At 63.0% G+C, this 19,941-nt stretch carries 21 protein-coding genes and 1 other RNA gene; 5 read left to right on the top strand and 17 right to left on the bottom strand.

The window, feature by feature from the left end:
- Positions 1-12: 12 nt before the first annotated feature.
- From mraY to rsmI, 9 genes are all read right to left on the bottom strand, one after another.
- Entirely contained in the window at positions 13-1,095 is a 1,083-nt protein-coding gene (mraY, locus tag GJV37_RS15970) for a phospho-N-acetylmuramoyl-pentapeptide-transferase (RefSeq protein WP_037009773.1), read from the bottom strand.
- Positions 1,096-2,460: a UDP-N-acetylmuramoyl-tripeptide--D-alanyl-D-alanine ligase gene (locus GJV37_RS15965; protein ID WP_193452729.1), complete on the bottom strand. Its 1,365-nt coding sequence runs from the start codon at positions 2,458-2,460 to the stop codon at positions 1,096-1,098.
- Positions 2,453-3,916 carry a UDP-N-acetylmuramoyl-L-alanyl-D-glutamate--2,6-diaminopimelate ligase gene (locus GJV37_RS15960; RefSeq protein WP_170859495.1) on the bottom strand — a complete coding sequence of 488 codons (1,464 nt, stop codon included), beginning with the start codon at positions 3,914-3,916 and terminating at the stop codon, positions 2,453-2,455. The genes GJV37_RS15965 and GJV37_RS15960 overlap by 8 nt, the downstream gene beginning before the upstream one ends.
- On the bottom strand, positions 3,916-5,664 hold the full coding sequence (locus GJV37_RS15955) for a peptidoglycan D,D-transpeptidase FtsI family protein (protein ID WP_024764059.1): 1,749 nt from the start codon (positions 5,662-5,664) through the stop codon (positions 3,916-3,918). Before GJV37_RS15955 ends, GJV37_RS15960 begins: the two co-directional genes overlap by 1 nt.
- Positions 5,661-5,954 (bottom strand): cell division protein FtsL, encoded by a 294-nt coding sequence (ftsL, locus tag GJV37_RS15950; protein ID WP_024764058.1) that lies wholly within the window; start codon positions 5,952-5,954, stop codon positions 5,661-5,663. Before ftsL ends, GJV37_RS15955 begins: the two co-directional genes overlap by 4 nt.
- Positions 5,951-6,892 carry a 16S rRNA (cytosine(1402)-N(4))-methyltransferase RsmH gene (gene rsmH / locus GJV37_RS15945; RefSeq protein ID WP_089285828.1) on the bottom strand — a complete coding sequence of 314 codons (942 nt, stop codon included), beginning with the start codon at positions 6,890-6,892 and terminating at the stop codon, positions 5,951-5,953. Before rsmH ends, ftsL begins: the two co-directional genes overlap by 4 nt.
- 8 nt (positions 6,893-6,900) lie before the next feature.
- Complete coding sequence (mraZ, locus tag GJV37_RS15940) at positions 6,901-7,356, bottom strand: division/cell wall cluster transcriptional repressor MraZ (protein WP_024764056.1); 456 nt, start codon at positions 7,354-7,356, stop codon at positions 6,901-6,903.
- A 307-nt stretch (positions 7,357-7,663) separates the two neighbouring features.
- Positions 7,664-8,020, bottom strand: an RNA gene (gene rnpB, locus GJV37_RS15935) — RNase P RNA component class A.
- Positions 8,021-8,060: 40 nt separating this feature from the next.
- A complete protein-coding gene (rsmI, locus tag GJV37_RS15930) occupies positions 8,061-8,909 on the bottom strand; it encodes a 16S rRNA (cytidine(1402)-2'-O)-methyltransferase (protein ID WP_167632560.1) in 849 nt (282 codons plus the stop codon).
- A 127-nt stretch (positions 8,910-9,036) separates the two neighbouring features.
- Between rsmI and GJV37_RS15925 the strand changes: the two genes are divergently transcribed.
- The 4 genes from GJV37_RS15925 to GJV37_RS15910 are packed head-to-tail and all read left to right on the top strand — an operon-like array spanning position 9,037 to position 12,422.
- A complete protein-coding gene (locus GJV37_RS15925) occupies positions 9,037-10,851 on the top strand; it encodes a penicillin-binding protein activator (RefSeq protein WP_193452728.1) in 1,815 nt (604 codons plus the stop codon).
- Positions 10,848-11,225 (top strand): YraN family protein, encoded by a 378-nt coding sequence (locus tag GJV37_RS15920; RefSeq protein ID WP_024764054.1) that lies wholly within the window; start codon positions 10,848-10,850, stop codon positions 11,223-11,225. The genes GJV37_RS15925 and GJV37_RS15920 overlap by 4 nt, the downstream gene beginning before the upstream one ends.
- Positions 11,226-11,253: 28 nt before the next feature.
- Positions 11,254-11,847 carry a phosphoheptose isomerase gene (locus tag GJV37_RS15915; protein WP_017518113.1) on the top strand — a complete coding sequence of 198 codons (594 nt, stop codon included), beginning with the start codon at positions 11,254-11,256 and terminating at the stop codon, positions 11,845-11,847.
- The gene (locus GJV37_RS15910; RefSeq protein ID WP_017518114.1) at positions 11,844-12,422 is read left to right on the top strand and encodes a BON domain-containing protein; all 579 of its coding nucleotides are present in this window, start codon (positions 11,844-11,846) and stop codon (positions 12,420-12,422) included. Before GJV37_RS15915 ends, GJV37_RS15910 begins: the two co-directional genes overlap by 4 nt.
- Positions 12,423-12,476: 54 nt before the next feature.
- Here GJV37_RS15910 and GJV37_RS15905 read toward each other — a convergent pair whose 3' ends face one another.
- The 7 genes from GJV37_RS15905 to rplM form a co-directional block, all read right to left on the bottom strand.
- The gene (locus tag GJV37_RS15905) at positions 12,477-12,881 is read right to left on the bottom strand and encodes a ClpXP protease specificity-enhancing factor (protein ID WP_024764052.1); all 405 of its coding nucleotides are present in this window, start codon (positions 12,879-12,881) and stop codon (positions 12,477-12,479) included.
- Between the two features lie 11 nt (positions 12,882-12,892).
- Entirely contained in the window at positions 12,893-13,510 is a 618-nt protein-coding gene (locus GJV37_RS15900) for a glutathione S-transferase N-terminal domain-containing protein (RefSeq protein WP_024764051.1), read from the bottom strand.
- A gap of 93 nt (positions 13,511-13,603) precedes the next feature.
- The gene (locus tag GJV37_RS15895; protein WP_084358267.1) at positions 13,604-14,386 is read right to left on the bottom strand and encodes a cytochrome c1; all 783 of its coding nucleotides are present in this window, start codon (positions 14,384-14,386) and stop codon (positions 13,604-13,606) included.
- A complete protein-coding gene (locus GJV37_RS15890; RefSeq protein WP_017518118.1) occupies positions 14,386-15,597 on the bottom strand; it encodes a cytochrome b in 1,212 nt (403 codons plus the stop codon). Before GJV37_RS15890 ends, GJV37_RS15895 begins: the two co-directional genes overlap by 1 nt.
- Positions 15,597-16,187 (bottom strand): ubiquinol-cytochrome c reductase iron-sulfur subunit, encoded by a 591-nt coding sequence (gene petA, locus GJV37_RS15885; RefSeq protein WP_024764049.1) that lies wholly within the window; start codon positions 16,185-16,187, stop codon positions 15,597-15,599. Before petA ends, GJV37_RS15890 begins: the two co-directional genes overlap by 1 nt.
- A gap of 249 nt (positions 16,188-16,436) precedes the next feature.
- Positions 16,437-16,829, bottom strand: a complete 393-nt coding sequence (rpsI, locus tag GJV37_RS15880) for a 30S ribosomal protein S9 (protein WP_017518120.1) — start codon at positions 16,827-16,829, stop codon at positions 16,437-16,439.
- Between the two features lie 14 nt (positions 16,830-16,843).
- Positions 16,844-17,272: a 50S ribosomal protein L13 gene (gene rplM, locus GJV37_RS15875; protein ID WP_015475857.1), complete on the bottom strand. Its 429-nt coding sequence runs from the start codon at positions 17,270-17,272 to the stop codon at positions 16,844-16,846.
- Positions 17,273-17,518: 246 nt separating this feature from the next.
- On the opposite strand from rplM, the gene GJV37_RS15870 reads away from it, so the two are divergent.
- Positions 17,519-18,556, top strand: a complete 1,038-nt coding sequence (locus tag GJV37_RS15870) for an NADP(H)-dependent aldo-keto reductase (RefSeq protein ID WP_024764048.1) — start codon at positions 17,519-17,521, stop codon at positions 18,554-18,556.
- Positions 18,557-18,612: 56 nt separating this feature from the next.
- On the opposite strand, the gene GJV37_RS15865 is transcribed toward GJV37_RS15870, so the two are convergent.
- Positions 18,613-19,758 carry an acyl-CoA dehydrogenase family protein gene (locus GJV37_RS15865; protein WP_170859499.1) on the bottom strand — a complete coding sequence of 382 codons (1,146 nt, stop codon included), beginning with the start codon at positions 19,756-19,758 and terminating at the stop codon, positions 18,613-18,615.
- Positions 19,759-19,941: the final 183 nt, after the last annotated feature.

Here is a 19,941-nt window from a genome sequence, read left to right as displayed (position 1 = left end):
CTCGATCAGTCCTCAACGCAGTTTCAACGTGGCCAGACCGATCAGCACGAGAATTACCGTGATGATCCAGAAACGCACGATCACGCGCGGTTCAGGCCAACCTTTGAGTTCGAAGTGGTGGTGGATCGGCGCCATGCGGAACACGCGCTTGCCGGTCAGCTTGAAGGAGGCGACCTGGATCACCACCGACAGGGTTTCCATGACGAACACGCCGCCCATGATGAACAGCACGATTTCCTGGCGGACGATCACCGCGATGGTGCCCAGCGCGGCGCCGAGGGCCAGCGCGCCGACGTCACCCATGAAGACCTGGGCCGGGTAGGTGTTGAACCAGAGGAAGCCCAGCCCGGCACCGACGATGGCGCCGCAGAAGATGATCAGCTCACCCGCGCCAGGCACGCTCGGGATGAACAGGTATTCGGCGAATTTGATGTTGCCCGACAGGTAGCAGAAGATCCCCAGCGCGCCGCCGACCATCACGGTGGGCATGATGGCCAGGCCGTCGAGGCCATCGGTGAGGTTCACCGCGTTGCTGGAGCCGACGATCACGAGGTAGGTCAGCACCACGAAACCGATCCCCAGCGGGATCTCGACGTTCTTCAGCATCGGCACGATCAGCGTGGTCTCCACCGGCGTCTCGGCGGTCATGAAGAGGAAGATCGCCGCGCACAGGCCGAATACCGACTGCCAGAAATACTTCCAGCGGCTCGGCAGGCCGCGGGAGTTCTTCTCGATCACCTTGCGGTAGTCATCCACCCAGCCGATGGCGCCGAACAGCAGGGTCACTACCAGCACGACCCACACGTAGCGGTTCGACCAGTCGGACCACAGCAGGGTGCTGATGGCGATGGCCGTGAGGATCAGCGCGCCGCCCATGGTCGGCGTGCCTTTCTTGGACAGGTGCGATTGCGGGCCGTCGTTGCGCACGGACTGGCCGATCTGGCGGATCTGCAGGGTGCGGATCATCCACGGCCCCAGCCAGAGCGACAGGACGAGCGCGGTCAACACGCTCAGGATGCCGCGCAGGGTCAGGTACTGGAAAACGCCGAAGCCCTTGTAGAACTGTTGCAGGTACTCGGCGAGCAGCAGCAGCATTTAGTGACTCTCCTCGGAGGAACCACAGAGCGCCGCGACGACCTTGTCCATCGCCGCGCTGCGGGAACCCTTGATCAGAATGGTGGTTGTCGAAGCTTCTTCGGCCAGGGCCTGGATCAGGCTGGCCTGATCGGCGAAGTGCCGGCCCGCGGAACCGAACGCCTGCACGGCGTGGCTCATCAGCGGTCCGACCGCATACAGGGCGGCGACTTTGCCAATGGCATAGGTTCCCACTTCGCGGTGGGAAGATTCCGCCCAGGCACCCAGCTCGCCCATGTCCCCGAGGACCAGGACGGTCCGGCCGGAAAAGCCGGCGAGTATATCAATCGCCGCGCAGATTGAAGCCGGGTTGGCGTTGTAGCTGTCGTCGATCACACGCATGCCGTTCGTCGCCAACTGGGCTACGGCGCGCCCCTTGACCGGCTGCAGGTTGTGCAGCCCGGAAACGATCCCGACCAGCGGCACGCCAAGAGCGTGAGCGGCTGCGGCGGCGGCCAGCGCATTGGTGACGTTGTGCTCACCCAGCAGATTCAGCTGAACGGCAGCCTCGCCGGCAGGGCCCTGCAGGGTGAATCCCGGGCAGCCACGGGCGTCACGCTTGACGTCGCTGGCGTGGAAGTCGGCGCGAACATCGTGCAGGCCGAAACTGGAGACGCGACGGCCGTCAGCACGGGCCTGCCAGGTATCGAAGGCCTTGTCGTCACGATTGAGAATGGCGACCCCATCGGCCGCCAGGCCTTCGAGTATTTCGCCCTTGGCCAGGACGATCTTGTCCTGCCCGCCGAACTCGCCCACATGGGCGGTGCCGGCGTTGGTGATGATCGCCACCTGCGGACGGGTCAGCGCGACGGTATAGGCAATCTCGCCGACACGGTTGGCGCCCAGCTCGATGACTGCGCTCTGGTGCTCGGGGGCCAGCTTCAACAGGGTCAGCGGCGCGCCGAGATCATTGTTCAGGTTGCCGCGGGTCGCCAGGACGTCGCCCTGGGTCCGCAGGATACTGGCGAGCATTTCCTTCACGGTGGTCTTGCCGCTGGAGCCGGTCACGGCAGCGACGCGGCCGGTGAAGGCAGCACGGTTCAGCGCGCCGAGCTGGCCCAGCGCGATGCGGGTGTCTTTCACGACCAACTGCGACAGCGGCGCACCGGCGACTTCACGCTCGACCAATGCAGCGACAGCGCCCTTGGCGGCGACGTCGGCCAGATAGTCGTGGCCGTCGAAGCGCGGACCGGTCAGGGCAATGAACAGTTGGCCCGGCTCGATGGCGCGGCTGTCGGTGCTCACGGCGGCGAAAGTGACATCGGCACCGACCACCCGGCCTTGCAGTGCGCCAGCGACTTCGTTGAGCGACAGGGGCTTAAGCACGCTTCACCTCCCAGGCAGCCAGCGCCTTGGCGGCTTGATCAAGATCGGAGAACGGATGGCGTACGCCGTCGATCTCCTGGTAATCCTCGTGTCCCTTGCCAGCCAGCAGCACGACATCGTCGACAGCGGCGGAGGCAATCAGGCGGGCGATAGCCTCGCCACGGCCCGGGACGAACTCGACGGCATCGGGCTTGGCGAAACCGGCGCGGATATCCGCGATGATCGCCCCGCTCTGCTCGGTACGCGGATTGTCGTCGGTGACCAGCACGCGGTCGGCGTGCTGCTCGGCAATCTGCGCCATGATCGGACGCTTGCCGCGGTCACGATCACCGCCGCAGCCGAACAAGCACAGCAGTTGGCCGTGCACATGCGGGCGCAGGGCCAGCAGGACCTTTTCCAGCGCATCCGGGGTGTGGGCGTAGTCGACAACCACCAGTGGCTTGTCGCCGCCACCCAGGCGCTGCATGCGGCCGATGGGGCCTTCCAGTTGCGGCAGCACTTTGAGGACGTCGCCCAGCGGGTAGTCCAGGCCTAGCAGCGCACCGACCACGGCCAGCAGGTTGCTCAGGTTGAACTTGCCCAGCAGCGAACTGCGCAGCAGGCCTTCGCCCTGCGGGGTGACGATGTGCGCCTGCACGCCGGCATCGCTGAACTTCGCTTCGCGGCAATAGATATAGGCAGACGAGTCGCTCAGGCTGTAACCCATCAGTCGCGACTCGTGGGACTCGGCAGCCAGCTGGCGACCGAAGTCATCGTCCAGGTTGATCACCCGGCAACGCAGCCCCTGCCAGGCGAACAGCTTGGCCTTGGCGGCGCCGTAGGCTTCCATCGAGCCGTGGTAGTCCAGGTGGTCGCGGGACAGGTTGGTGAATACCGCCACATCGAAACCCAGGGCGGCGACGCGGCCCTGCTCCAGGCCATGGGACGACACCTCCATCGCCACGGCCTTGGCGCCGGCCTGCTTGAGGCGTGCCAGGGTCGCCTGCACGGCGAGCGGATCGGGCGTGGTGTGGCGGCCGCTTTCCAGCGCGCCATAGAAACCGGTGCCGAGGGTTCCGACAATGCCGCAGCGTTCGCCCAGCAGGTCGAGCGCCTGGGCCACCAGTTGGCTGACGCTGGTCTTGCCATTGGTGCCGGTCACGCCGACCAGCTCGACGGCACGGCTAGGCTCGCCATAGAAGCGCCCGGCAATGGCGGAAAGCTGTTTGGCCAGGCCCTTGATGGCGATCATCGGCACATCGCTGGGTGGCAGGTCGACAGCACCTTCCGCTTCGTAGGCAATCGCGGCAGCGCCCAGAGAGAGCGCAGCGGCAATGTGCGCGCGGCCATCCTGACGGCCACCCGGCACGGCCAGGAACAGGTCGCCCGGCTTGACGGTGCGGCTGTCCAGGGTCAGCTCACGGATCAGCTCGCCGCTTTCAGCTTGCGGCAGCAGTTGATTCAGGCTCATCGGCATCAGCCACGCCCTCCCTTGGCAGCGGGCGCAGCATCGGCTTGTTGCTGCGGGGTTGTCGGCAGGTTGTCTGGCGGCACGTTCATCAGGCGCAACGTCCCGGACATCACCTTGCTGAACACCGGCGCGGAAACCAGGCCACCGAAGTAACCGGCCTTGCTGGGTTCATCGATCACCACCACGGCGACATAGCGTGGGTTGTTCATCGGCGCGAACCCGGCGAACAGGGAACGGTAGGAGTTCTCGGCGTAGCCCTTGGTCCCGGTCGCGGTCTTGCGCGCGGTGCCGGACTTGCCGGCCACGTGATAACCCGGCACCTGGGCGCGGTACACGCCGTTCGGCGCCTCGATGACCTGCTGCAGCATGCCCTGCATGGTTTTGGCGACCGGCTCGGGGATGACCTGGACGGCGTCGGCCGGGCGATCGGCACGCACCATGGTCAGCGGCACGCTGCGACCATTGTTGGCCAGCGCCGCATAGGCATGGGCCAACTGGATGGCGGTTACCGACAGGCCATAACCGTAGGACAGGGTCGCGGTCTCGGCCTTGCGCCACTCACGGTAGTTCGGCAGGTTGCCGACGCGCTCGCCCGGGAAGCCCAGGCCGGTGTCCTGCCCCAGGCCGACCTTCTGCATCACGCTGTAGATGGCTTCGCCGCCGATGTCGAAGGCGACCTTGCTCATGCCCACGTTACTGGAGCGGATCAGGATGCCGGTCAGGTCCAGCACCGGGCCCTCGGTACGGGAAACGTCGCGAATGGTGTAGCGGCCGATCTGCAGGGTGCCGGGGTAGACCTCGACCTTGTCGGTGGGCTTCCAGCGGCCGGTTTCCAGCGCCGCGCTCATGGAGAACGGCTTCATGGTCGAGCCGGGCTCGAACACATCGATCATCGCGCGGTTACGCATCATCGCCGGCTGCAGGTTGCGGCGGTTGTTCGGGTTGTAGGTCGGCTGGTTGGCCATGGCCAGTACTTCGCCAGTCTTCACGTCGAGGATCACCAGGCTGCCGGCCTTGGCCCCGTTCTCCACCAGCGCGTTACGCAGTTCGCGGTTGGCCAGGTACTGCAGACGCAGGTCGATGGACAGCGCCAGGGTCTTGCCGGCCTTGGCATTGCGGGTGACCTGCACGTCGCGGATCAGGTGGCCACGGCGATCCTTGAGCACTTGGCGCTTGCCCGGCACGCCGGCCAGCCAGCTGTCGAAGGCGAGCTCGACACCTTCACGGCCGCGGTCGTCGACATCGGTGAAGCCCACGACCTGTGCAGCAACCTCGCCCGACGGATAGAAGCGGCGGAATTCCTCGACCGAATAGACGCCGGGGATGCGATGGGCCTTCACCTGAGCCATCACCGCCTCGCCCTGTTCCGGGGTCAGGCCCCGGACCAGATAGATGAATTCCTTGTCAGCGTTCGCCTCCAGTCGCTCGGACAGCGCGGCCTTGGGCTGGCCAAGCGCGTCGGCGAGGAAATCCCACTTCTCGCGCTCGAGCACCAGTTCCTTGGGGTTGGCCCAGAGGGTGGCGACCGGCGTACTGACGGCCAGCGGCTCACCATTGCGATCGGTGATCAGGCCGCGGTGCGCGGGGATGGTGATGTGACGCACGCTGCGCGCATCGCCCTGCCCCTTGAGGAAGTCATGGTCGATCACGTGCAGGTCGACGATCCGCCAGGCAATCGCCGCGACCATCGCCAGCAGCAGGGCGATGACGACGCGGAAGCGCCAGGGGTAGCGAGCGCCGGCCAGGTCTCTCATGGTGCCACCATGATGATTTCGGTCGGATCGGGCACGCGCATCTTCAACTGGTCGGTCGCCAGGCCTTCGATACGGCTATGGGCCGTCCAGGTGCTCTGCTCGAGGATCAGCCGACCGTACTCGGCCTGCGCCTTGTCGCGCACGTTGAGCTCGGTGTACAGCGAGTTGAGCAACTGGCGATTCCAGTAAGCGCTGTAGGAAACGGAGATGGCCGACAGCAGCACGCCGATGAACAGCAGCAGCATGAAGAAGCTGCCGGTGGGCAGGCGCTTGGAGAAGAGACGGCTCATCTGAGCTTCTCCGCAATGCGCATGACCGCGCTGCGCGAGCGCGGGTTGGCCTTGAGCTCCGCCTCGGAGGCGTAGACAGGCTTGCCGATCAGCTTGAGGCGCGGATCGAACGGCTTGACCTGGATCGGCAGGTTGCGTGGCAGGTTGTCCGCTTCGCCTTTCACCTGCTTGCGCATGAACTGCTTGACGATGCGATCTTCCAGCGAGTGGAAGCTGATCACCACAAGACGACCGCCCACAGCCAGACCTTCCAGCGCGGCCTCGAGACCACGCTCCAGATCGCCCAGCTCGTTGTTGATGAAGATGCGCAGTCCCTGGAAGGCACGGGTAGCCGGGTTCTTGCCCTTTTCCCAGGCCGGGTTGGCCTCGGTGATGACGGCCGCCAGGTCGGCGGTACGCTCGAACGGCGCTTCCGCACGGCGCTGCACGATGGCGCGAGCCATGCGCTTGGCGAAGCGCTCTTCACCGTAATCCTTGAATACACGGGCGATCTCGTCTTCCGCGGCCGTGGCGATCCACTGCGCAGCGCTGACGCCCTGATCCGGGTTCATGCGCATGTCCAGCGGGCCATCATTGAGGAAGCTGAAGCCACGCTCCGGGTCATCCAGCTGCGGCGAGGACACGCCCAGGTCCAGCAGAACGCCGTTCACGCTGCCCTGCAGGCCGCGTGCGGAGAACTCTTCGCCCATCTCGGCGAAGGACCTTTGCACAATGACGAAGCGGCCGTCTTCGGCCGCCAGTGTTTTTCCCGTCGCGATGGCTTGCGGGTCCTTGTCGAACCCGAGCAGTTGACCGCCCGGGCCGAGCTTCCCGAGCAAGGCCCGGCTGTGCCCTCCCCTTCCGAAGGTTCCGTCCACATAGCGGCCGTCCTCCAGGGGGGCCAGCGCTTCGACGGCCTCCTCGAGTAGAACGGTGATGTGTTGGAAGGTACTGGTCACAGGCAGGCTCACAGAATAAGGTCGCGCAATTCATCCGGCAGGCCGCCGGGCTCTTTGATGGCTGCGAGGTCGGCCTCGGCAACCGCATTCCACTTGTCTTCGTCCCACAGCTGGAACTTGTTCAGCTGGCCGACCAGCATCGCCTTCTTGTCCAGGCCGGCGTACTCGCGCAGGCGCGGCGGAACGAGAAAACGCCCGGCGCTATCGAGCTCCAGGTCAACGGCATTACCAATCAGCAAACGCTGCAGACGCCGCGTTTCTTCACGCAGCGAGGGCAGCTCGCGCAGTTTGGCTTCGATGAGTTCCCATTCAGGGAGGGGGTAGACGGTGAGGCAGGTGTCGACGGCATCGATAGTGACGATGAGCTGGCCATTGCAACGCGAAACGAGCTCGTCACGATACCGACTCGGCATCGCGAGGCGCCCTTTGGCGTCGAGACTGATGGCGTTAGCTCCGCGAAACACGTCAGCGCTTCCCCTGTGGTTGGCTATCCATGCCTGTTGATCCCACTTTTACCCACTTCATACCACTTCTGCACACTATAGAAATCCGCGCTCCCCACCGTCAAGGTAAGCCTGAGGGGAAAAATCCTTACAGGACCGAGATTTAGCGTGCTTTTACGAGGTTCTGGGAGGGAATTTGACGCGCTAGAAAAGAGAAAAGCCCAGTGTTTTCAAAACACTGGGCTTTCATACTTAAAGTGATTTCTTAAGTTCTACACTTCTTCCGGTCAGCGACAAATGGTCATGTGGGAAGAAGTGGCGGAAAAGTGGTGAGAGTCGATCTGTAAGCCGGGTTCTGTCGAGGACAGCCATTCCTCTGGGACATACATCACTGCATGCCTCAAGCGATCTACCCGAACCCAACGCGGGCCGCGCCAATGGGTTCCTATTTGATCTTGCTCCGAGTGGGGTTTACCTAGCCACGAACTGTTGCCAGCCGTGCGGTGCGCTCTTACCGCACCTTTTCACCCTTACCGGCGCTTGCGCGCTTAGGCGGTTATTTTCTGTGGCACTTTCCGTAGGCTCACGCCTCCCAGGCGTTACCTGGCACTCTGCCCTGTGGAGCCCGGACTTTCCTCCACCCCGTGATGGAACACCACGAAACAGCGACTGTCCAATCGACTCTCAGGCTGCAAGGTTAGCGGCTGTCAACGCCCAGGACAAGCTCAAGCCTTGCCCTGGCGCTCCAACGCGATCTGATAAAGCTGGTTCTTGCGCGCCCCGGTGATCTCCGCGGCAAGCGCCGCCGCGCGCTTGATCGGCATCTCCGCCAGCAGCAGGTCGAGCACCCGCAGGGTGTGCGCATCGACCGCTTCATCGCCCTCGGGCGCAGGCTTGCCGGCCACCAGCAGCACGCACTCTCCCCGCTGCTGATTGCTGTCCGACGCCACGAATTCACGCAGTTCCCCCAGCGGCAACCCCTTGAGGGTCTCGAAGGCCTTGGTCAGTTCACGGGCCAGCAGCGCCGGCCGTTCGTCGCCGAAGATCGCCACCATATCCTCGATGCACTCCAGCACGCGGTGCGGCGCCTCGTAGAAGATCAGGGTACGCGGCTCATCCACCAGCGCCTCCAGGCGCCCACGACGTCCGGCGGCCTTGGCCGGCAGGAAGCCTTCGAAGACGAAGCGATCCGACGGCAGGCCCGCCGCGGAAAGTGCGGCAATCAGCGCGCAGGCTCCCGGCACCGGCACCACCGGGATGCCCGCGGCGCGCGCCTGGCGCACCAGGTGATAGCCCGGATCAGAGATCAGCGGCGTGCCCGCATCAGAGATCAGCGCGACATCCTCGCCAGCCTGAAGCTTGGTAAGGAAGCGGCCGCCCTGCTCTCGCTCGTTGTGTTCGTGACAAGCCGCCAATGGCGTCTGGATGCCGAAGTGCTGCAGCAGACGCACGGAGTGACGGGTGTCTTCGGCCGCGATCAAGGCCACGTCGGCCAGCACCTTCAGCGCCCGGGCGCTGATGTCGTCCAGGTTGCCAATAGGAGTGGCCACCACATAGAGAGTGCCTAGGGTCACGCGGGAGAACCTCACCGGAAGTGTCGGAAAAGACGCATTGTATCCCGATTCCGCCAGCCGCCATCGCGTCCCCCTTGCCGCTTCGGTACAATCGGCAGTTCTTTGAATGCGTCACGAGAAGCCCGATATGATCGCTCGCCTGCGTCCGCTATCCGCTCTGTTCCTGGCCGGCATGCTCGCCGCCTGTGCGTCCTCCCCGTCGTCCACTCTCGGCGAACTGCCGCGCACCCCGGACGCCAGCATCGAACAGCTGCTGCAGCAGGCCTCCACCGCCAAGCCAGATGAAGCCGCAGTCCTGCGCCTTTTCGCCGCCGATCAGGCCTACAAGCAGAAAGATCTTGGCCGCTCGACGCAGATCCTCGACCAGATTCCGCTGGAAAGCCTGAAGCCCGCCCAGCAGGTCTTCGCCAGCACCCTGCGTGCCCAGCTCGAACTGGCGCGCAACAAGACCAAGGCCGCCCTGAAGGCTTTCGACCATCCCAGCTTCCAGCGCCTGGGCGAAATGCCCGTGGACCTGCAGGCGCGCGCCGGCATGGTCAAGTCACTCGCCCTGGCCGCCGACGGTCAGGCCCTGAGCGCCGCCCGCGAACGCGTCTTCATCGACCCACTGCTCAATGCAGAGGCGAGCAAGGCCAACCACGAGGAGATCTGGAAACTGGTTTCCAGCCTCCCACTCGAGCAGATGCAGGCCAGCAGCAACGAAGGCGACCTGAACGGCTGGCTGGAACTGGCGCGCATCACCAAATCCTCGTCAACCCTCAAAGAACAGCAGTCGAACATCGACAACTGGGTCGCGCAGAACCCCGACCACCCGGCCGCCAAGCAATTGCCCGACGCGCTGACCAAGCTGAAATCCCTGGCTGCCCAGCCGCTGAACAAGATCGGCCTGCTGCTGCCCCAGCAAGGCCAGCTGGCCTCCGTCGCCCGCGCCCTGCAGGACGGCTTCCTCGCCGCCCACTACCAGGCCCAGCACAACGGCGGCCAGCAGCCGGATATCAAGCTCTACGACAGCACCCAGGTACGCTCGCTGGATGAGTTCTACCGCCAGGCCCAGGCCGACGGCGTGCAACTGGTCGTTGGGCCGTTGGAGAAGAACCTGGTCAAGCAGATGAGCAGTCAACCGCAACTGCCCATCACCACCCTGGCCCTGAACTACGCCGATGGCAATCAGGAAGGCCCTGCCCAGTTGTTCCAGTTCGGCCTGTCCGCCGAGGACGAAGCCCGCGAAGTCGCCAACCGCGCCTGGAACGACGGCATGCGCCGCGCCGTGGCCCTGGTGCCGCGCGGCGAATGGGGCGACCGTGTACTCGCCTCGTTCAGCCGCAACTGGCAGGCCGCCGGCGGCACCCTGATCGCCGCCGAACACGTCGACCAGCCGGTCGAGCTGGCGCGCCAGATCGCCGACCTGCTACAACTGCGCCAGAGCGAAGGCCGCGCCAAGCGCCTGCAGGGCGTGCTTGACAGTAGCGTCGACACCCAGCCGTCGCGCCGCCAGGACATCGACTTCATCTTCCTCGCCGCCACCCCGCAGCAGGCCCGTCAGATCAAACCGACGCTGGCCTTCCAGTACGCTGGCGACCTGCCGGTCTACGCCACCTCCAACCTGTACACCGGCGTAAACAATCCGGCGCAGGACCAGGACCTGAACGGCATTCGCTTCTGCGAAACCCCCTGGCTACTGAACCCCAACAACGCCCTGCGCCAGCAGGTCGCAGCGCAGTGGCCGGCCGCCAACGGCAGCCTCGGCCGCCTGTACGCCATGGGCGCCGACGCCTACCAACTGGCCCCGCGCCTGCCGGAGCTCAAGGCGGTGCCAAGCATGCAGCTAGATGGCCTGACCGGCACCCTGAGCGTCAGCGCCAGCCAGCGCGTAGAGCGCCGCCTGCCCTGGGCAGAGTTCAAGAACGGCCAGGTCCAGCCGCTGGAGAACAGCGGTATTTGATCGGCAACAGCCCTACCCAGAAGGCCGGGCAGCGAGCCGAAGCCGCCGCCCTGGCCCACCTGCAACAGCATGGATTGAGCCTCCTGGCTCAGAACTGGACGTGCCGCCGAGGCGAGCTCGATCTGGTCATGCTGGACGGCGATACAGTAGTATTCGTCGAAGTTCGCTCCCGCCGGCATTCTGCCTGGGGAGGAGCACTGGAGAGCGTGGACATGCGCAAGCGTCAACGCCTGGCCATTTCCGCTGAACTCTTCCTGCAACAGAACGCCCGCTGGAGCAGCCACCCCTGCCGGTTCGACATCGTCGCCATCGACATTCGCACCCCCAGCTCCGCAGGGCACTTGAACTGGATTCCCAACGCTTTTGACACCTGATCAGACGCCCGACGAAAGGTCACACCTGATGGACATGCAATCCCGTATCCGCCAGCTCTTCCATGCCAGCATCGAGACCAAGCAACAGGCTACCGAGGTGCTCATCCCGCATATCGAGCAGGCCAGCATGGTCATGGTCAATGCCCTGCTGAACGAGGGCAAGATTCTCTCCTGCGGCAATGGCGGCTCCGCTGGCGACGCCCAGCACTTCTCCTCCGAACTGCTGAACCGCTTCGAGCGCGAACGCCCGAGCCTGCCGGCGGTCGCCCTGACCACCGACAGCTCGACCATCACCTCGATCGCCAACGACTACAGCTACAACGAAGTCTTCTCCAAGCAGATCCGTGCCCTGGGCCAACCGGGCGACGTGCTGCTGGCGATTTCCACCAGCGGCAACTCGGCCAACGTCATTCAGGCGATCCAGGCCGCACATGATCGCGAAATGGTTGTCGTAGCTCTGACCGGCCGCGACGGCGGCAACATGGCATCATTGCTGCTGCCCGAAGACGTGGAGATCCGCGTTCCGGCCAAGGTCACCGCACGCATCCAGGAAGTCCACCTGCTGGTCATCCATTGCCTCTGCGACCTTATCGACCGTCAACTGTTCGGGAGTGAAGAATGACCCGCACCCCTCTGATCGCAGCCGCACTGGCCGTGACCATGGCACTGGGTGGCTGCAGCAGCTTCGTCAGCGCCACCCGCGACAAGCCGATCGACGATGACAAGGGTACCCGTACCCTGGGCAGCAAGATCGACGACTCACTGATCGAAACCAAGGTGGCGGTGAACGTCGCCAAGGCCGATCCGGACCTCGACCGCAATTCCCACATCGTGGTGATCAGCTATAACGGCGTGGTACTGCTCGCCGGCCAGACTCCGCGAGCCGACCTGAAGAACAAGGCCGAGCAGGCCGCCAAGGAAGTGCAGAAGGTCAAGACCGTGCACAACGAGCTGCAGATCCTGCAGCCCTCTTCCCTGGCCGCGCGCAGCAACGACACCTGGCTGACCACCAAGATCAAGAGCCAGATGCTCGCTGACGCAAACGTGCCGTCCACCCGCATCAAGGTGCTGACCGAGAACGGCATCGTCTATATGCTCGGCCTGGTGACCCGCAAGGAAGGCGACCTGGCCACCCAGGTGGTCCAGGGCGTGGACGGCGTGCAGAAGATCGTCCGCCTGTTCGAGTACATCGACTGACCGGGCCATTTATTGCAGGCATGAAAAAGGCGACCCTCGGGTCGCCTTTTTTTATTACTTCACCACCTTGAGACTCGGGCGGCCACTGGGGCGTGGCGGCTCGTCGGACGGGCCGTCATCCGGCAGCTCCTCGTCATCGGTGGGCACCGGCGGCTCCAGATCGAACACCATGCCTTGGCCGTTCTCCCGCGCATAGATGGCCATTACAGCCTGAGACGGTATGTACAGACCCTGGGCAACACCACCGAAGCGACCCTCGAAGCTGACCGCCTCGTTGTCCATCTGCAGGTGGCGCACAGCGGTCGGGGAGACGTTGAGCACGATCTGCCCGTCGCTGGCATAACCCGGCGGCACCCGCACGCCGGGATACTCGGAATTCACCAGGATATGCGGCGTGCAGCCGTTATCGACGATCCACTCATAGAGGGCTCGCACGAGGTAGGGACGACTGGAGTTCATCATCGGGCTCCTTAGCGCATATCACGTTCGATAGAGGACAGGCTGGCACGGAAAGTTTCCCGTGCAAACTGTCGCTCCATGTAATCCAGCAGGGGCTTTGCCGGCCGCGGCAGCTCGATGCCCAGGATCGGCAGTCGCCAGAGGATCGGCAGCAGGCAGCAATCCACCAGGCTCAGCTCGTCGCTGAGGAAGAACTGCTTGTCGGCGAACAGCGCCGATACACCCGTCAGGCTCTCACGCAATTCCTTGCGCGCCAAGGCGCGTTCGGTGTCCTTGCGGCGGGTATCGAGGATTCTATCCACCAGACTGCACCAGTCGCGCTGGATGCGATGCATCAGCAGACGGCTGTTCGCGCGGGCCACCGGGTAGACCGGAAGCAGCGGCGGGTGCGGATAACGCTCATCGAGGTACTCCATGACCACCGTCGACTCGTAGAGCGCGAGATCGCGATCCACCAGGGTCGGCAAGCTGCCGTAGGGGTTCACTTCAGCGAGTTTGGCCGGGATATTGCCGGCAGGGACGTCGATGATGTCGGCAACGACGCTCTTCTCAGCCAGCACCAGGCGTACGCGATGGCTGTAGTGGCAGGCGGGATCGGAGAAGCAGGTGAGCTTGTTGATAGCGGCCATGCCGCGCGCCTCCTCGCAGGACTTTCTTGTGGGAGGTAGAAAAACGCACGCGCGCCCCGTAGGGCGCGCGCTTGTTACTACGACGGGTGGTGCTTAGTGCACGTCCTTCCAGTATTCGCGCTTGAGCAGGTAGGCGAACACGAAGAAGAAGGCCAGGAACAGCAGGACGTAGGTGCCGATGCGGTGGGAGTCCAGCTTGTTCGGGTCAGCCGAATAAGCCAGGAAGGTCACCAGATTCTTCACCTTCTCGTCGAACTGAGCCTCGGTCAGCTGACCGGTCTTCGGAACGACGGTCAGTTGGTCGCAGGCCTCGTGGGTCAGCGGGGTACCGGTCAGAGGATCGTACTGCTTCTTGCCATCCTCGACGACCTGAACCTGCTTGCAACCGACGACCTGGCGGCCCTGCAGGCTCACCAGCACGTTCGGCATGCCGACGTTCGGGAAGATGGTGTTGTTCACCCCCCAAGGACGCTTGGGATCTTCGTAGAACGAGCGCAGGTAGGTGTACAGCCAGTCGGCGCCACGCACGCGGGCTACCAAGGTCAGGTCCGGCGGAGCAGCACCGAACCATACCTTGGCGTCAGCAGGCTTCATGCCGATGTCCATGTGGTCACCGATCTTCGCACCGGTGAACACCAGGTGGCTCATCATCAGCTCTTCCGGAATACCCAGATCACGACCAACACGCTCATAACGCTGGAACTTGGCGCTGTGGCAGCCCATGCAGTAGTTGGCGAAGGTACGCGCGCCGTCCTGCATGGCGGCCTTGTCAGTCAGGTCGATATCGACGCGATCCAACTCAGGACCGGCCTCAGTGGCGGCAAATCCGAATACCGGCAGGAAAGCCAGAATCAATGCTGCGAATTGCTTTTTCATCAGCCAGTCACCCTTTCCGGAACCGGTTTGGTTTTCTCCATCCGGGTGTAGAACGGCATCAGGATGAAGAAGGCGAAGTACAGAATGGTGCACAGGCGGGACAGGGTAGTCCCCAGCGGCGACGGTGCTTGCGAGCCGTAGTAGCCGAGAACGACGAAGGACACCGCGAAGATCACCAGCCAGATCTTGCTCAGCCAACCCTTGTAGCGGATCGAGCGCACCGGGCTACGATCCAGCCACGGCAGCACGAACAGCACAGCGATGGAGGCGCCCATGGCGACAACGCCCATCAGCTTGTCCGGAACGGCACGCAGAATGGCGTAGAAGGGCGTGAAGTACCACACCGGAGCAATGTGCGGCGGGGTCTTGAACTGGTTCGCCATCTCGAAGTTGGGCTTCTCGAGGAAGAAACCACCCATTTCCGGGAAGAAGAAGATCACGGTGCAGAAGACAAAGAGGAAGACCACGACACCGACAATGTCCTTCACGGTGTAGTACGGGTGGAACGGGATGCCATCCAGCGGGATACCGTTCTCGTCCTTCTTCTTCTTGATGTCCACGCCGTCCGGGTTGTTCGAGCCGACTTCGTGCAGCGCCAGGATGTGCAGCACGACCAGGCCGAGCAGGACGATCGGCAGAGCGATCACGTGCAGGGCGAAGAAGCGGTTCAGGGTGATGCCGGAGATCAGGAAGTCACCGCGGATCCACTGGGCCAGGTCTTCGCCGACCACTGGAATGGCGCCGAACAGCGAGATGATCACCTGGGCACCCCAGTAGGACATCTGGCCCCAGGGCAGCAGATAGCCCATGAAGGCCTCGGCCATCAGGGCGAGGTAGATCAGCATGCCGAAGATCCACACCAGTTCGCGCGGTTTCTGGTAGGAGCCGTACAGCAGGCCACGGAACATGTGCAGGTAGACGACCACGAAGAACGCCGATGCACCGGTAGAGTGCATGTAGCGGATAATCCAGCCGTAATCCACATCTCGCATGATGTACTCGACGGAGGCGAAAGCCTCTTCCGCCGACGGGGTGAAGCTCATGGTCAACCAGATACCGGTGAGGATCTGGTTAACCAGGACCAACAGTGCGAGGGAGCCGAAGAAGTACCAGAAGTTAAAGTTCTTCGGGGCGTAGTACTTGCTCAGATGGTCTTCCCACATCTTGGTCGCGGGGAAGCGGGCATCGACCCAAGCCATGAACTTGTTCATCAGGCTTTCTCCTGGTCCACACCGATGGTCAACTCATCACCATCCAGCGTATAGGGCGGAATCGGCAGGTTCAGAGGCGCAGGCTGCCCCTTGTAAACGCGGCCGGCGAGGTCGTAATGGGAGCCGTGGCAGGGGCAGAAATAGCCACCCTTCCAGTCCGGACCGAGGTCAGCAGGGGCGACTTCCGGGCGGAAAGTCGGCGAGCAGCCCAAGTGGGTGCAGATACCGACGATCACCGCCAGCTCAGGCTTGATCGAGCGAACCTTGGGATCGACGTAAGCGGGCTGCTCCGAAGCCTTCGACTCGGGGTCGGCCAGTTGCCCTTCGAGCGTCGGCAGCGCGTCCAGCATTTCCTTGGTGCGGTGCACCAGGAACACCGGCTTGCCGCGCCATTCGGCCACGACTTGCTGGCCCGGCTCGATCTTCCCTACGTTGACCTTAACCGGCGCGCCAGCGGCCTTCGCCTTGGCACTGGGGAACCATGACCCCACGAACGGGACCGCAGCTCCGACCGCTCCTGCCGCACCTACCACCGAAGTGGCCGCGACAAGGAAGCGACGCCGGCCTGCATTCACGCCGTCATTACTCATTCAGTCGTCTCCCATCAGCTTCAAGCCTGTTCAAATCAGGCTTTTAAGTAAAAATTCGAGCCGCGCAAAAAATTCGCCAAATGGTAAAGAAAAGCCCTTGTGATGACAAGGTAATAGCCTGTCACACAACCCCTGAAACCCTTGAACGACGCGGCCTGCGCGGATGCGACACCTTGCCGCACGAACTTATTGAAGACATAAAAAAACGCCCAGTCCAAAGGATCTGGGCGTTTTTTTCGAAGCGTCGTATTAACGCTTGGAGTACTGCGGACGCTTACGCGCTTTACGCAGACCGACTTTCTTACGTTCAACTTCGCGGGCATCGCGAGTGACGTAGCCGGCTTTACGCAGCGGACTGCGCAGGGTCTCGTCGTACTCGATCAGTGCGCGGGTGATACCGTGGCGGATTGCACCAGCTTGACCGCTTACGCCACCGCCAACGACGGTCACGTAGATATCGAACTTCTCGGTGTTCTCGGTCAGCTCGAGCGGCTGACGAACAACCATGCGAGCGGTCTCACGACCGAAGAACTGCTCGATGGAGCGGTTGTTGATGGAGATCTTGCCAGTGCCCGGACGCAGGAAGACGCGAGCGGTAGCGGTCTTACGACGGCCAGTGCCGTAATTTTGAGTCGCCGACATAATGAGCTATCCCGTTAAATCTTCAGTTCTTGAGGCTGCTGAGCGGTGTGCGGGTGGTTGGCACCCTTGTACACTTTCAGCTTGCGGTACATGTCGCGGCCCAGCGGGTTCTTCGGCAGCATGCCTTTGACGGCAGTCTCGATAACACGCTCAGGAGCCTTGGCGATCAGCTTCTCGAAGTTGATCGACTTGATACCGCCCGGGAAGCCCGAGTGATGGTAGTACATCTTGTCGGTAGCTTTGGCGCCAGTGACACGAACCTGCTCGGCGTTGATCACGACGATGTAGTCGCCGGTGTCAACGTGCGGGGTGTATTCCGGCTTGTGCTTGCCGCGCAGGCGGGTAGCAATCTCGGTAGCCAGACGACCCAGGGTCAGGCCAGCAGCGTCGACGACGAACCAGTCGCGCTTAACAGTTTCTGGTTTCGCGGTATAAGTTTTCATTCGTTATAGCCTCAGGGGCCGCCTGAAAATAAGACGGCGAATCTTACTGGACAGTGGTTGCCTTGACAAGTCAAGGACAGCCGAAGACAGACACGAATTGGGGCTCGGGTCGGTGTGCGTCCGTAACGACTAGATGTATCAATCGGCAGGCTTTGGCATCCCCCACCGATGAAAGGCTGCGGAATTATGCAGATTCCGGCAGAATTTTCAACTGTATGACGCACTTGTTTTCATGAGGAGACCCGCATGGAGTACCGCCCGCTCGGCCGCACCGAATTGAAAGTCAGCGCCCTCTGCCTGGGAACCATGACCTGGGGCGAGCAGAACACGCAGGACGAGGCTTTCGCCCAGATCGAGCGGGCCAAGGCCGCCGGTCTGAATTTCATCGATACCGCCGAGATGTACCCCGTCCCGCCACGTGCGGAAACCTACACCCGCACCGAGCAGATCATCGGCAACTGGTTCGCCCAGCGCGGCGATCGCACCGATTGGGTACTGGCCAGCAAGGTTGCCGGCCCCGGCAACTCCATCAGCCACATCCGGGACGGCCAGCCAAAACTCGATCGCAAGAACATCGTGGCGGCACTGGATGGCAGCCTCAAGCGCCTGCAGACCGACTGGATCGACCTCTACCAACTGCACTGGCCCGAGCGCAGCACCAATTTCTTCGGCCAACTGGGCTACCAGCACAAGGAAGAGAGCTTCACCGCGCTGGAAGACACCCTGGAAGCACTCGACGAGCAGGTCCGCGCCGGCAAGATCCGCCATATCGGCCTGTCCAACGAAACGCCCTGGGGCACCATGCGCTTCCTGCAGATCGCCCAGGAGCGAGGCTGGCCACGCGCAGTGTCGATCCAGAACCCCTACAACCTGCTCAACCGCAGCTTCGAGGTGGGCCTGGCGGAAATCGCCATCCGCGAGCAGATCGGACTGCTGGCGTACTCGCCCCTGGCCTTCGGCATGCTCTCGGGCAAGTACTTCGGCGGCGCGCGCCCGGCCAATGCGCGGATCACCCTGTTCAGCCGCTTCACCCGCTATACCAATCCGCAGACCGCCAGCGCCTGCGACCGCTATGTAACCCTGGCCCGCGAGCATGGCCTGGACCCGGCACAGATGGCCCTGGCCTTCGTCACCAGCCGACCGTTCGTGACCAGCAACATCATTGGCGCGACCAACCTGGAGCAACTGGAGGCCAACCTCGGCAGCTTCGACCTCAAGCTCTCCGACGAGATACTGGCCAGCATCGAGGCGATCCACAAGGATCAGCCGAACCCGGCACCCTGACCGCGCGCAAAGAAAAAAGCCCGGCAATCGCCGGGCTTTTCTCTTGCCGCTGCCGCTTACAGCGCGCGAGCGATGATTTCCTTCATGATCTCGTTGGTGCCCGCATAGATGCGCTGCACGCGCGCATCCGCCCAGGCGCGGGCGATCGGGTATTCCCACATGTAGCCATAACCGCCATGTAGCTGTACGCATTCATCGAGCACCTTGCACTGCAGGTCGGTGGTCCAGTATTTGGCCATGGCCGCTGTCGGCACATCCAGCTTGCCTTCCAGGTGCTGCTCCAGGCAGCGATCGACGAAGACACGCCCCACCTGCACCTCGGTGGCGATCTCGGCCAGCTTGAAACGGGTGTTCTGGAAGTCCGCCACGGACTTGCCGAAAGCCTTGCGCTCGCGGGTGTATTCCAGCGTCCACTTCAACGCTGCCTCGGCCGATGCCAGGGCGCCGAGGGCGACCGTCAGGCGTTCCTGGGGTAGCTCCTGCATCAGGTAGATGAAGCCCTGTCCTTCCTTGCCCAGCAGGTTCTCCTTGGGGATACGCACGTCCTGGAAGAACAGCTCGGAGGTGTCCTGAGCCTTCATGCCCACCTTTTCCAGGCGCTTGCCCTTGCTGAAGCCCGGTGTGCCGGCTTCCACCAGGAACAGGCTGGTGCCCTTGGCGCCGGCCTTCGGATCGGTCTTGGCGACCACGATCACCAGATCGGCCAGCCAGCCGTTGGTGATGAAGGTCTTCGACCCATTGATCACGTACTCGTCGCCGTCCAGTACAGCGGTGGTCTTCACGCCCTGCAGGTCGGAGCCGGCACCCGGCTCGGTCATGGCGATCGCAGAGACCATCTCGCCGGAGATCAGCTTGGGCAGGTAGCGCTGCTTCAATTCCTCGCTGCCGTAATGAAGAATGTACGGAGCGACAATGTCCGAGTGCAACGAGAAGCCAATGCCGGTCAGCCCGAGACGGCCGATCTCCTCGATCACCACCGCGCTGTAGAGGAAGTCCGCCGCCATGCCGCCATACGCCTCGGGCAGGTGCGAGCAGAGCATTCCGGCCTCCCCGGCCTTGTTCCACAGTTGACGGTCGATATGGCCGTCCTTTTCCCACTGGGCGTGAAAGGGCACCGCCTCCTGTTCGAGGAACTTGCGGACGCTGTCGCGGAACAGTTCGTGATCGGAACTGAACAGGGTTCTGGGAATCATGCGGTGCACCTGCGAATCGGTTGTAGGAATTATTGGAAGGCCGACTGTAGGCCAGCCCGAACCGCTCTGCACTGGACACTTTCGCCAAAAAATAAGACGATCCAGCCGCATCATGACCGCTTTAGCGTCATGCAAAGACATCCATAAGAAGTACAAGAATCGATGCCCAATTCAGTTTCCCAGGTGCTGCGC

Origin of the sequence: Pseudomonas nitroreducens (assembly GCF_010994165.1) — a bacterium.
Classification (GTDB): domain Bacteria; phylum Pseudomonadota; class Gammaproteobacteria; order Pseudomonadales; family Pseudomonadaceae; genus Pseudomonas; species Pseudomonas nitroreducens.
This window is presented reverse-complemented; position numbering and strand designations above follow the sequence as displayed.